The sequence below is a fragment of the Desulfovibrio sp. genome (assembly GCF_009712225.1).
Taxonomy (GTDB): Bacteria; Desulfobacterota; Desulfovibrionia; order Desulfovibrionales; family Desulfovibrionaceae; genus Desulfovibrio.
This window is the reverse complement of the sequence record NZ_WASP01000010.1, coordinates 58,653-71,489: the sequence shown is the minus strand read 5'-3', so window position 1 is coordinate 71,489 and position 12,837 is coordinate 58,653. Positions and strand designations below refer to the sequence as shown.

Sequence of the window (12,837 nt, the reverse complement as noted above, 5' to 3'; positions counted from 1 at the left end):
GGCGTTGCGACTGCGCCTGTCTTGTTGATTATAATGCATAAAATACTATTGGCAATGGACAAAAGGCCTTACAATAGTACGAAACTCGGTGCGCGGCATTGGCGGGCAAACTGCCGCGCATGCCGTTGAGCGCTTGAAACCGGTCGGGATGCATGCACCCCCTTGCGGGCAAAGGACTTTTACCCTATGGTGCGCCCATGCGGAGACGTTTCGTCACCGGTGTGGCGCCCGGTCTTCAAAACCGGTGGCAGGCCTTGCGGTCTGTGGTAGGTTCGACCCCTATACGTCTCCGCCAGTAAAACAGCTGTATCGCGAGCCTGCCCGGCTGGCGTTTTTATTCCCCGGTTCTGCCGGGGTTTTTCTTTTTCTGCGTCAGGTGCGCGCGGGGCCAGCCTGTTGCAGCTGGCCCCGGTGCAGAGCTATTTGTCTGATTTCTTTTTGTGGCTGGAACGCAGGTGCAACCGCATGGGTGCGTGCGTAATGCCAAATATCTTGCGCAGGGCGCGCTCGAGATAGCGGGTGTAGCTTTCGGGTACGCGGTCGGCATCGCTCACAAAGCACACAAAGGTTGGCGGCGCGGTTTCTGCCTGGGTAAGGTAGAAGAATTTGGCGCGCACGCGCTTGACCACGGGCGGCTGATGCTTGTCCAGCACTTCTTCCATGGCACGGTTGAGCTTGCCGGTGGGTATGCGCACGCTGCATTCTTCGTGAATCTGCGTAGCCAGCGGCAGGATCTTTTTCAGGCCGGTGCCCTTGAGGGCCGACACGTTCAGAATCGGCACATGCGGGCAGAAGGCCAGCATCTCGGATATGTTTTTCTTGAGCCTGTCCAGCGAATCGCGCGGGGCCAGATCGCACTTGTTGATCAGCACCATAAAGGGCGTTTTGCGCGTGTTGAGCATGTCCATGAGGCGCTTGTCCTGCTGGCTTACGCCTTCGGCAGCGTCCAGGGTGAGCAGGGTGACGTCGGCCTTGGTACTCGACTTGATGGCCGAGTTGACCGAGTACTTTTCCACGCTGTCGGTGATCTTGGTGCGGCGGCGGATACCGGCGGTATCCACAAAAACATAGTCGCGCCCGTTGCGGGTAAAGCGCACGTCAACGCTGTCGCGCGTGGTGCCCGCAACATCGGAAACGATCATGCGGTCAGAACCCGAGATGGCGTTGATCAGCGACGACTTGCCCGCGTTGGGGCGGCCAAGCATGGCCAGCTTGAGCGTGGGAGGTGCTGGCGGTTCGGTGGAGGTTTCTTCTGGCAGCAGGGCCACCAGTTCTTCTACCAGGGCATTGATGTTGTGCCCATGCTCGGCCGAAATTGCCAGCAGCGGAAAGCCCAGGACGTGAAATTCGGCCATGTGCTCGTCTTCGCGTTCAATGCCGTCAACCTTGTTGACCACGCAGAGGGTGGGCAGGCCCTTGCGGCGCACGTGGGCGGCAAGGTGCTCGTCGAGGGGCAGCAGACCGTCGCGGCCATCAACCACAAAGGCCACGGCTGCGGCATCAGCCAGCGCCGCCTCGGTTTGCGCAAGAATATCGCGCTCAAAACCGCGGATACCTTCAGGCCCTTCCACCACGGCGGCATGCGCGTCAAGGGTGATGCCGCCCGTGTCCACAATGCCGAAAACGGGGGTGTCCTTGCGGCGCACCACGCCGTCCATGCGGTCGCGCGTAACGCCGGGGCGGTCATGGGTGATGGCCCGATTGCTGCGGATGAGCCTGTTGAACAGGGTGGATTTGCCCACATTGGGGCGGCCCACCAGAATGACGCGGGGCAATGTATCTGCCATGAGAATACCTTAGTGTGCGCCTGGGCGGTGCCAGGCATGATTGCGTGCGTGAAGTGGAGTGCGCCGTCACAGGTTTGTGCGCTGCGGCTATAAACAGACCGGGATCAATCCCCGCTTGCTGCTGCGTCTGGCATGCGTAGCCCGGGCAAACTGCCCCGGCAGCCAGTGACTGTTGGGTTTTATGACGGCTTTACTGGCGTAAAAATTTATTTATAGCACTTTGTCCTGTCAAAGGGAAGGCCCCGCAAGCGCCCCCATATTCCGGGGTTTCTCCGGCTTCCACAGGTTCGGGCATCTGTTCAAGGGCGTGTTCTCCTGTCCACTGGGGCAGGCAGGAAAAAATACGTCCGCAGGGCATGGCTATGCGCAGGGCATGCAGCATCAGGTTATCTGCGGGCAACAGTTTTGCCTTGTCCGTGTCAATCATGCGGGCAGGCGCGGGAAGACTGCTGCCACCACGCGGCACATGTCGGCGTGGCGCAATGCCGTATTTGGCGTCGCCCACCACCGGGTGTCCCATGGCCGCCAGCTGCACGCGTATCTGGTGCGTGCGGCCTGTCAGCAGGCGCACAAGCAGCAGGCTTTGGCGCGTACCCACTCGCAGGGGGCGCACAAGGCACAGGGCCTCGCGGCTGTCAGCCTCGCCCGGTGCTGCGGGGCGCACCTTTTCATAACCCTGGGCTGAATCCTTGCGCAAAAAATGGCGCAGCAGACGGGTTTCGGCAAAGGGCCAGCTGCCCTGAACCCAGACCACGTATTCCTTGGAGAGAGTACCCGAGCGCAGGGCTTCCTGCGCCGTGCTCAGGGCTTCGTACGAGGCCGCCACCAGCAAAACGCCAGAGGTTTCCTTGTCCAGCCGGTGAACAGGCACGGGCTTGAAGGGCGCATCGGCAAAATAAGCTGCCAGCCGCGAGCTGAGGCTGTCGTCGTGCCCGGTGCCAGGGTGGGTGGGCAGTCCTGCTGGCTTGTTGAAAGCCCACAGGTATCCGTCTGTGCCGATCATGGGCGGCAGGGGCGGAGCATCGACCTTGCAGGTGGCGGATTCAAAGGCAGTGCCCGACCGGGAATCGGTTGCTGCGGTGCTTTCTTCTGCCATTTTAAACGCAAAAGGAGGCAGGCGAACAATGTCGCCAGTCTGCACACGCGCAAAGGGTTTGCATCGGCTGCCATTTATACGCACCTGACCCGTACGCACCCAGCGGTGTAGCAGGGTGGGTGGCAGGTTCAGCCGCCTTTGCAGGAACTGTAACAACTTTTGGCCGCTTTCGGTCTCTTGCACCATGGGTTGTTCTGGCAGCGATTGCGTGCCCGAACCCACGGCAGAGCCCTGGGCCTGCGTAGGGGGAGGGTTATCTTCCGACATGGGGATACTGTGGCGTAAAGCCCGGCTGGCGTCAAGAGTGCAGGGTGGTGCAGTGCGAGAACTCGCTGTAGCTTAATTGTTACAGATAACGGCAGTCGTTGAGTGAAACCCTGGCATTTGTATGGCTTTCTATCCATTTTTTGATACGCTGGCGCGTCTCTGATCTGGTAGTGAGCTTGTGGCGCAGCATTGCCCTGTCTGCCTCAACAATGGCGCTGGCAATGCTTGTCTGCATGGTTTCGGCGCAGGCGCACCCCATGGCGAGCAAAACCGGAGAGCGATTTTGCCCCTCATTGTGCCGCTCAAAGCGTTGCAGCAGGGCATGCATGACCTCGGCAACTGCCTCTATGCTGCACCCAGGCAACAGTACAGTGTATTCGTCGCCGCTCATGCGCGCCACACATGCGGCGGAATCAAGGCCGCCGCGCAGCAGCAGTGCCGCCTGACAAAGCACGGCATTGCCTTCTTCATGCCCCAGGTGGTCGTTGATCATCTTGAGGCCGTTGACGTCGGCCGCAATCACCCCCACAGGGCGCACTGCCTGCTGTTCAAGTTCGTCCACTGTCATGGTGAAAAATGTGCGGCTGCGCAGCCCGGTGAGGGGGTCATTGCGCACAAGGTTTTCAAGATGGGCCCTGTCGGCCTGACTGGCGCTTATGTCCGTGTGCAGCCCCACCACTCTGGTGGCCTGCCCCTGTCCATTGCGCTGTGTCACGTTGCCGCGCCCGAGGATCCATGCCCATGATCCGTCGGCCCGCCGCATGCGGTAGGTACATTCAAAGGAATCGCCGTAAGTGGGCGATGCGATGATGTCCTTTTGCATGGGAACCACATGAATGTGGTCGTCGGGATGGATTTTTTCTTCCCACGAGCTCAGTACTGCCGGAAAGGTATCGGGCGTGTAGCCCAGCATTTCGATATAACGGGGGCTGTAATATACAGAATTTGTCACAGCGTCCCAATCCCACAGACCGTCACCAGAGGCGTTGAGCGCAAGCATGAGACGGGCGTGGTCCTGCGTGGTGTGGGCGTTTGATATCTGCTGTATGGAAAAACGGGCGGAAGGCAAAAGACCGGGCGACTGTCTGTCGATGGCGCTGATGCAGCCGATGATCTGTTCTGCCCTGCCATGAGGGCTGCGTGTGATGGTTACAAGTTGGCAGCGGGCCAGAATTCCGTTGATAGGAAAACACATTTCCACATGCGCGCCAATGTGCCCCTCTACAAAAGTTTGCAGTGATTGTTGCAACAGCTCACGCTTTTCTTCCATGCACTCAGAAATAAAGGAAAACATGCTCTCAGGAATGTTGCCGTTCATGCCAAACATGCGCTTGGCACCTTTGCTCAAGCATAAAATATCATTTGCAACGCGCCATTCCCATACGGCATCGTCGGTGTCCATTTCAATAAGCGGTTGATGCGGAGTGAATGGGGAATTCTGCATAAAAATACTTTGGATTACAGGATTTATGGCTTTTCAGTAGAAAGAAAAAACAGGGGGAGGCATAACCGTTGCTGGCGAGGATATGCCTGATCAGGGAAATTTACCAGTACGAATTTATATATGGCTATAGATAATCGAAATAATGTTGCATGGCTGCAACATTATTTGCGAAGGCAGTGCCAATAATCGCCAAGGCGATTAGGTCATGTCAGAATCGTGCGGTTTGGATCAATGCTCGTGCGGTTCGTTGCCCAGCGGATGGGCGTGCATGTGGGCGTGCGCAAAAGAAGGAGCGCAGCTGTGCAGGTGATTGTGGGCGATGGTGAGGTACTGGGTGGATGTCTGCGCCAGAAAATCCCAGTCATGCGATATTGTTATGCGCGCAGTGTCCAGGCTGCTCAAAATGTCGATGATACGCTGGCGGGCATCGTTGTCGAGCCCGTTTGTGGGCTCATCAAGCAGTAGGGCTTCTGGCTGCATGGCCATAACGGCGGCAAGGGATACCAGCTTTTTTTCGCCACCGGAAAGGCGGTGTGTAAGGCGGTCTTCAAAGCCTGCAAGCCCCAGGTCGCGCAGTGTTTCAAGGGCGCGCTCCCTGGCTTCGTCGGCGGCAAGGCCGAGGTTCAGGGGACCAAAGGCCACATCTTCCAGAACTGTGGGAAAAAACAGCTGGTCTTCCGCATGCTGCAGAACAAAGCCTACCTTGCAGCGCAGTTCGTAAAAATCCTTTTCGTCATTGAGCGGCACGCCGTGAAACAGCACCTGCCCACTCTGGGGGCGGGCAAGACCGGTGATGCATCTGAAAAGGGTGGTTTTGCCGCTGCCGTTGGGGCCATACAGGCCAATGCGCTGGCCGGAATACAGGGAAAAATCCACATCGTGCAGCACTGGCCGCATGCTGTCGCTCTGCCCATAGCCAAAGCTGATGCCTTTGAGGCTGAAAATGGGCGTGTGGTGATGGTCAGACATTGAAAACCCCCAGGCATTCAACCGCAATTATGCCAGCCATGCACAGCAGCAGGCCCAGCGCAAAAAAATAATCGCCCATGCGCGTGCGAAACGACGAAACCGACCGGAAATGACCGGTAAAACCGCGCAGCAGCATGGCCTCGCGCACGCGCAACGAGCGTTCGTAGCTGCGCACCAGCAAAAGCCCCAGCAGCGATGCCACCGTTCGGTAGGTGTGCATGTTGGTGCGCGAGCGAAAACCCCGCAGACGCGCGGCCACATGCAGGGTGCGCCATTCCTGGGCGATTACGTGCACGTACCGGGCCGTAAACAGAAAAAGAAAGACAAGCTTGGGCGGGCAGTGCAGTCTTTCAAGCGCGTGCCCGGCGGTGGGGGCGTTCATGCTGGCAACCAGCGCCAGAAAGGCGCAGGCGATGGCGTTGGATTTTATGCTCACCAGCAGGGCCAGATGCAGCCCCTGTTCAGTAACCACAAAAAATCCCCACTGGGCCAGCGGGGTTCCGGGTGTGGTAAAGGGCGTAACGCACCACAAAAAAAGTACAAAAAGATTGATTGCCCCCAGACGCTGGCACAATGGACGCATGGGCGGGTTGGCGGCGGCCAGCAGCAGCACGCCAAGACCAAGGCCCAGCATACAGGCCGCTATGCTGTGCAGCAACGAAACACACAAGGCAAAGCCCCCCGCGCAGGCCATGCGAAAACGGGGGTCGATGCGCTGTATGAGCGAAGGGCGTACAAAGGGCTGGTCAAACACTCCCAGCCTTTACCCCCGACGTCCCTTGAAGTAAAGGGCAATGCCCGCCAGGCCTACCAGCCAGCCGATACCGCCAAAAATTTCTGAAAAACTCGGACGCGCAACGCGCATTTCGGCCAGCTCTTTGCGAATGGGGCCGAGTTTGGCGTCCAGAGCCGAATTGACGATACCCTGCAGTTCTTCGGCGCTGATGCCTGCGGTCTGCTGGGCGGTTGTTTTCTCAGCCTTCTTTGTGGGCTGGACCTGGGCGCTGGCCGTTGCGGTGCCAGCCGTTACAGCCGACATGACGGCAGGTGTTGCGGCCCCAGAAGTTGGTGCCGCAGGCTGAACCCCGGAAAGCTCTGAGGCTTCAACGGTCCAGTCGTTCTGGTGGCCCTCGCCAGCCTTGATGACTATGCGCACACCGTGGGCCTTGCCCTCGGCAGTAATGGGAAAGCGGTAAACGCCAAAATCATCCGTGCGGCCTTCGGCCAGTTTTGCGCCTGTGGCGGCATCAAAAACTGCAATCTGCCCCTGCTTGACCTTGTTGCCGCCGTTGAATCCACACTCGGCGACAACTTCGTTGCCTTCGGTCCAGGCAAAAATATTCACCCTGTGGGCAAGGGCGCTGGCGGCTGTTCCCAGAATAAAGGCCACAAGAACTAGCGGCATGAGAGCCAGAGATACTGCGCCTGGGATCATGGGTTTGCGTATGGAAGGCATGAATACTCCTTGCAGTCTAGGCCGCCGTAAGCCGCAGCATTTCCGGGCGAACCCTGGCGATAAAGCCCACAGTGATCATGGTAATGAGCCCTTCGGCCAGCATGACAGGCAGGTGGGCCAGAAACAGCAGACGGGCTGCTGTGACAAAGCCCTCTTCACTAAAGGCCAGGGCCACAGCGGTGAGCAGGCCCGCGCCCATAACGCCCAGCGCTCCACCGCAAAAAGCGGCTACCTTCTGCCCCGTAGGTGTGGGCCATACACGGCGCATACCGCAATACACATAGCCAGCCATAACACCCGAAAAGGCCATGGTGAATGTGTTGACGCCCAGCACCACCAGCCCGCCAAACTGAAACAGAAGGGCCTGTAGCGCCAGCGCCGCCAGAATGGCGGGAAAGGCCGCCCACCCCAGCAGCACGCCAAGCATGCCGTTGAGTATGAGGTGTGCGCTGGTCAGCCCGATGGGCACATGGATAAGCGAGCCCACAAAAAAGGCAGCGGCAAGAATAGCCACTGTCATAAGCCGGTCATAGTCCAGTTTTTTCAGGCCCAGAGCGGTTCCGGCGGCGGTAAGGGCGTAGCCCGTGGCAAGTACTGCGGGGGAAAGAACGCCTTCGGCAATATGCATGGTCAGTCCTTTATTTGGTCTGGGGCGGATCAGGGCCGAACCGGAATGGGGCAGATTCCGGTTCGGCCAGCCGCATCCGTACCTGGCGCTGAATTACTTGGTCTTGGGAGCGGCAAAATTAACCCATATCACTGCGCCCAGTTCCACTTCCTTGGCTTCGCCCTTGTATTCCATTTTTTCGGCGGCGGTGTTCAGGGCAGCAAAGCCCCACCAGCCAGCCCACGGAATACCGTAAGTGAAAACGCCGTTTTCATCGGCCTTGACCACCTGGGTAACAAAAAAGTCGTTGGGGGCAGCGTGGGCCTTGCCCTTGTTATAGCATTCAACTTCCACTTCCGCACCGGGAACTGGCTTGCCGTCGAGCAGCACCCGGCCACTGAACACATTGCCCGTGTAGTTGGCAAAGGGGCGGGTAAGGGGCACTATTTCCGTCTTGAGGCCGAGGGGGGTGTCCCAGCCCTGTTCTTCACCAAAGGCGGCCACAACCGTCTTGGTGTAATGGATGATAAACTTGTCTTCCGCCGCTTCAAAATAGGGGGAGGGCTCAACTGCAAACTGGTACACGCCGGGCTTTTTGATGCCAAAGGTGGTTTGCCATGCCTTGTGACCCAACACCGTGGCGGGCTTGAGGGTCGCCTTGATGTCTTCGGTCTTGCCGTCATGGGTTACCGTGGCCGCGGCGGGGGCAGCCATGTCCATACCCTGCATTTCCATGGGATGGATAAAGGATATTTCCAGCTGCAGGTTGGCGTCCTTCTTGTCCATCACCGTTGGGGTAGAAGGAATGACCATGCCAAAGTGGGCCTGGGCCTGGGTTCCCAGCAAGAGCAGCAGGGCAAGGCTGGCGCAGCAAGTTTTCCACATAGAAAAGTTCCTGTTGTTGAGGTGGATGGGGCTGCCGCAATGTCATGACGTGGCTGACTTCTTAGTAACAAGAAAAATAAAAAAGTAGCAAGGTCTTTTTGGCAACCCCCCGGAGTCATTCTTGCGCTTCATCAGCAAGCTGCGTAACATGCTGCAGCATGACAACGGCCCTGAGCGTGTTACAATCAGGGCGAATATGTTGCATTTGGCTTGCTGAGCGCACACCGCTTCCCCCCGGCGTTCAGAATGCCCGCCACAAGACGGGCGCAAGGCCTGCCAGCCGCCATGGGCGGTTCTGGCAGTCTATGACCTGCATTTAAGTATCGGGAGACTGTATGAAGCGTTGCGTTGCCATTCAGCATGTGGCTTTTGAAAATCTGGGCGTGTTTGTGCAACCCATTGAAGAAGCAGGCTTTGCCATCAGCTATGTGCAGGCTGGCGTGGTACCCATTGAGCCGGAGCTGTGGAAGGACGCAGACCTTGCGGTTGTGCTGGGCGGCCCCATCGGCGTGTATCAGGATGACCTGTATCCTTTCCTTGCCGACGAGAAAGCCCTGGTGGCAACCCGGCTTGCATCGGGGCGGCCCCTTCTGGGCATATGCCTTGGCGCGCAGCTTATGGCCAGCGCCCTTGATGCCGCCGTGTACCCCGGCACCGCCAAGGAAATTGGCTGGGGGCAGGTTGACCTCACCCCGGCAGGCCTCAGCGGTCCTCTGGCCGAGCTGACGGCTGCGCCAGTGCTGCACTGGCACGGTGATACCTATGACCTGCCGAGGGGCTGCGACCTGCTGGCTTCAACACCCATCACGCCGCATCAGGCATTTCGCCCCGGGCCGGGGCAGCTCGCCCTTCAGTTTCATGCTGAAATGGACGCGGCCATGATGGAAACGTGGCTTGTGGGCCATTGCTGCGAGCTGGGCGTCAGCGGTTTTGACCCCCGCACCATTCGGGATGATGCCCGCAACTTGGGCACTCAGGCGCGCAACGCTGGTGTGGCCTTTATGCGGCGCTGGCTGGCCGAAGAGGTACACTGAGCCAGAGCCAGGGCATCTGAACACAGGAGCAAGGCAGGAGAACCCTGATGAGCGGCCCACTTCTGAACATCACCATTCCCGTTTTCAACAGGTACCACCTTACCCAGAAAACATTGCTGGCCCTGCGCAAAACAGTGCCCGGCATACCTTTTGTAGTTACGGTGGTAGACAACGGCAGCGCCTCTGACCTGCGCGAACGGCTGGTGAACCTGCGTCAGGACGGGCTCATCGACAATCTCTTTCTGCTGCCGCGCAACATGGGCATATCGTGCGCCTGCAACATTGGCTGGCGTGCCGTGGACGCCCCATATTACATGAAGCTCGACAACGACATGGTGGCCACCACGCCGCACTGGCTTGAACACATTTTCAGGCTGTGGTCGCATGGCAACCCTGTATCCATTATCGGGCCGATTTTTGATCAGGCAAAGCTGACGGCCGACCCCGGCACCCAGCATACCACCGACGGCATTCTTGGAATCTGCCAGGGCAATGTACCGGGGGGCGCAACCATCATCCCCAAGACCGTTTCAGACATCATTGGCTACTGGAGCGAAGATTACGGGCTGTACGGCGCTGACGACGGCGACTACGGAGCGCGGCTGGCCTGCGCCGGGGTGACCCAATACTGCTACGACGTGAACGCCTGCTTTGAGCACTGCGGCAGTTTTGACAATTCGGAATATGAAGATACAGAGCTCAACAAAAATGCGGAACACGCCCGCCTTTTCAAGGAAGAAGATGGCGGCGTGGGCATGTTTTTGCTGAATTATTATCTTTATAACATGTGCGTGCGCAACTGGAGAGTTCCATTGCGTTACCGCATCAAGGATATGGATGGCTACAACTTGGTGCTGGAAGAAGACCCTGCCTACGAGCCCATCAAGGTGGCCCTGCGCCGCAGCAAAAACCTGCTGGACAACCTGACAGCGGCAGACAGAAACGACGACATGTATTCTGACACCGTGGTGCAGCGCATGAAGAGAATATGGAGTTCCTGCGGACAGGGATGCGGTGACTAACGGTAAGATTCCCTGTTATAAAAAATAAACGGCCTGACAGTGACACTGCCAGGCCGTTTTGCATTGCGGCTGATAATTGGGTTTGCTTTGGCGCGCTCTAAAACTTGGGCAGCAGGCTCGCATACTCCGCACTTTTTACGTAGCGCTTGATGAAGGCCAGGCCCAGTTTGCGGTCACCCGTGATGGTGGTGACCATAAAAATGTCGCCCATCCCTGCCACCCACGATTGGCCGGGTGTTTGCTGCTGGGTAAAGGCAAAGGTGTACTGGCCGCCTTTTTCCACCGGAGGTTTGAGCGACTTGAACTGGGTGGCAAAGGTTTCGGCCACGGTTTTAAGATCCGCGCCGCCGTTGGGGCCGGTAACAAAATTGACGGTGGAGTTGCCCGCCGCATTGGTAAAAATAACGGTGGTAACACCCTGATTTTCCGTGGGGGGCATAACTGCCTTCCAGTTGTCGGGCAGATCAACCGTAATGTACTTGGTGCTCACGTCGTCTGCCAGAGCAGGGATAGCAAGGAGCATGACAAAAAGAAAAACCGCAAGTTTTCTGAACATGGAAATTCTCCTGCATGAGGGCGCACGGCAATAAACGGAAATACCCACCGGTCGGCAGACCACAGGCAATGCCCGTGCGCGGAATCAGCCAGTTGTATGCAATGCCCCCTGAAAACACAATGGCTTTTACCCCTCCGCGGGGCGCAAAAAAAGTGTCCTGCCACGCGGGGCGGCAGGACACTTGAAATCAGCGGATAGCTCAGTTTTCAGCCGGTGGCTGTGCTAGCCCAGAGCCTGGGCCAGGTCTTCAATAATGTCGTCCACGTGCTCGATGCCTATGGACAGTCTGACCGTGTTGGGCAGGATACCTGTTTCGGCCAGTTCTGCTTCGGTGAGCTGTGAATGCGTGGTGGACGCAGGGTGGATAACCAGCGATTTGGCGTCGGCCACGTTTGCCAGCAGCGAGAACACCTGCAACCTGTCGATAAAGGCCTTGGCTTCGTCCGCGCCGCCCTTGACCTCAAACGTAAAGATGGACCCGCCCCCCCTGGGAAAGTAGCGCTTGTACAGCTCGTGACTCGGGCTTGCGGGCAGGCTGGGGTGGTTGACACGTTCAACGCGGGGGTGGTTGGCAAGGTACTGCACAACCGCCAGGGCATTGCTTACGTGGCGTTCAACCCGCAGCGAAAGGGTCTCAAGACCCTGCAAAAGCATAAATGCATTGAAGGGCGACAGGGTCGCGCCCAGATCGCGCAGCAGTATGGCTCTGGCGCGCACCGCAAAAGCCGCAGGCCCCACCGCACGCGAAAAACTCAGCCCATGATAGCTGGGGTCTGGCTCGCACAGATGCGCGAATTTGCCCGAGGCCTCCCAGTCAAACTTGCCGCCATCGACAATCACGCCGCCAAGGGTTGTGCCGTGGCCGCCCATAAATTTTGTGGCCGAATGCACGACAATGTCCGCCCCGTGCTCGATGGGCCGCAACAGCCAGGGCGTTGCAAAGGTATTGTCCACAACCAGCGGAATACCGTTGCTGTGGGCGAGGTTGGCCAGCGCTTCCATATCCACAAGGTTACTGTGCGGGTTGCCCAGGGTTTCGATAAATATGGCCTTGGTGCGCGGCGTAATGGCGCGCTCAAAGGCTCCCGCTTCGTCTGGGTCCACAAATGTGGTGTCTATGCCCCAGGCCTTGAGCGTGTGCGCCAGCAGGTTGTAGGTTCCGCCGTACAGGGTTTTTTCCGCCACAATGTGGTCACCCGTGCGCGCCAGATTCTGCAGGGCGTAGCTTACGGCTGCCGCGCCGCTGGCCGTGGCCAGAGCGGCCACACCGCCTTCAAGGGCGGCTACACGCTGTTCAAAGGCATCCTGTGTGGGGTTGGTAAGGCGGCTGTATATGTTGCCAGCGTTGCTGAGGTTAAAGCGGGCCTCAGCGTGCGCACAGTCGTCAAATACAAATGATGTCGTCTGATAGATGGGCACGGCACGTGCGCCAGTGGCCTGATCCGGCTGTTCCTGCCCCGCATGAACCTGAAGGGTCTCAAAGCGCGGCTTTTTGTTTTCGTTCATTTCTGCCCCCCGATTCAGTGCAGTTTAGGATTTGTATCCGAGAAAATATTTCTTAGTAAATTGGTAAGAAATGTTTGACTGACAAAGCACGCATTGTCAAGCAAAAGCCGCGTCCAAGGCCACATCCTGCCGTTTGCAACAGCTTGCGCAGAGCGGGCGGCAGGTCTAGGATGCTCGGCTGAACGCTGTGCCGATCTGTAACGGGGCT

General features: G+C 58.2%; 12 protein-coding genes and 1 tRNA gene. 3 read left to right on the top strand and 10 right to left on the bottom strand.

The genetic code is table 11. The features are described from left to right. The first annotated feature begins 201 nt into the window (after positions 1–201). A tRNA-Sec gene (locus tag F8N36_RS12750) sits at positions 202–295 on the top strand. A 124-nt stretch (positions 296–419) separates the two neighbouring features. Here the strand turns inward: F8N36_RS12750 and der are convergent. The 8 genes from der to F8N36_RS12710 form a co-directional block, all read right to left on the bottom strand. After that, on the bottom strand, positions 420–1,787 hold the full coding sequence (gene der / locus F8N36_RS12745) for a ribosome biogenesis GTPase Der (RefSeq protein ID WP_291333195.1): 1,368 nt from the start codon (positions 1,785–1,787) through the stop codon (positions 420–422). Positions 1,788–1,977: 190 nt separating this feature from the next. Then, complete coding sequence (locus tag F8N36_RS12740) at positions 1,978–3,150, bottom strand: RluA family pseudouridine synthase (protein WP_291333194.1); 1,173 nt, start codon at positions 3,148–3,150, stop codon at positions 1,978–1,980. Positions 3,151–3,229: 79 nt separating this feature from the next. Continuing rightward, positions 3,230–4,468, bottom strand: coding sequence for a diguanylate cyclase (locus F8N36_RS12735; RefSeq protein ID WP_291333193.1), 1,239 nt, complete (start codon positions 4,466–4,468; stop codon positions 3,230–3,232). Positions 4,469–4,822: 354 nt separating this feature from the next. Next, entirely contained in the window at positions 4,823–5,563 is a 741-nt protein-coding gene (locus tag F8N36_RS12730; protein WP_291333192.1) for an ABC transporter ATP-binding protein, read from the bottom strand. Continuing rightward, positions 5,556–6,317 (bottom strand): cobalt ECF transporter T component CbiQ, encoded by a 762-nt coding sequence (cbiQ, locus tag F8N36_RS12725; RefSeq protein ID WP_291333191.1) that lies wholly within the window; start codon positions 6,315–6,317, stop codon positions 5,556–5,558. Before cbiQ ends, F8N36_RS12730 begins: the two co-directional genes overlap by 8 nt. A gap of 9 nt (positions 6,318–6,326) precedes the next feature. After that, positions 6,327–7,019 (bottom strand): cobalamin biosynthesis protein CbiL, encoded by a 693-nt coding sequence (locus tag F8N36_RS12720; RefSeq protein WP_291333190.1) that lies wholly within the window; start codon positions 7,017–7,019, stop codon positions 6,327–6,329. Positions 7,020–7,035: 16 nt separating this feature from the next. Then, complete coding sequence (cbiM, locus tag F8N36_RS12715) at positions 7,036–7,647, bottom strand: cobalt transporter CbiM (protein WP_291333189.1); 612 nt, start codon at positions 7,645–7,647, stop codon at positions 7,036–7,038. 93 nt (positions 7,648–7,740) lie between these two features. Beyond that, positions 7,741–8,511, bottom strand: a complete 771-nt coding sequence (locus F8N36_RS12710; RefSeq protein WP_291333188.1) for a DUF4198 domain-containing protein — start codon at positions 8,509–8,511, stop codon at positions 7,741–7,743. 335 nt (positions 8,512–8,846) lie between these two features. Here F8N36_RS12710 and F8N36_RS12705 point away from each other — a divergent pair, with 335 nt between their 5' ends. Together F8N36_RS12705 and F8N36_RS12700 are read left to right on the top strand one after the other, a co-directional pair. Beyond that, complete coding sequence (locus tag F8N36_RS12705; RefSeq protein WP_291333187.1) at positions 8,847–9,545, top strand: glutamine amidotransferase; 699 nt, start codon at positions 8,847–8,849, stop codon at positions 9,543–9,545. Between the two features lie 47 nt (positions 9,546–9,592). Continuing rightward, positions 9,593–10,567: a glycosyltransferase gene (locus F8N36_RS12700; protein WP_291333186.1), complete on the top strand. Its 975-nt coding sequence runs from the start codon at positions 9,593–9,595 to the stop codon at positions 10,565–10,567. 97 nt (positions 10,568–10,664) lie between these two features. On the opposite strand, the gene F8N36_RS12695 is transcribed toward F8N36_RS12700, so the two are convergent. Further along, a complete protein-coding gene (locus tag F8N36_RS12695) occupies positions 10,665–11,123 on the bottom strand; it encodes a hypothetical protein (protein ID WP_291333185.1) in 459 nt (152 codons plus the stop codon). Between the two features lie 222 nt (positions 11,124–11,345). Beyond that, positions 11,346–12,629: an O-acetylhomoserine aminocarboxypropyltransferase/cysteine synthase family protein gene (locus F8N36_RS12690; protein WP_291333184.1), complete on the bottom strand. Its 1,284-nt coding sequence runs from the start codon at positions 12,627–12,629 to the stop codon at positions 11,346–11,348. Positions 12,630–12,837 lie beyond the last annotated feature (208 nt).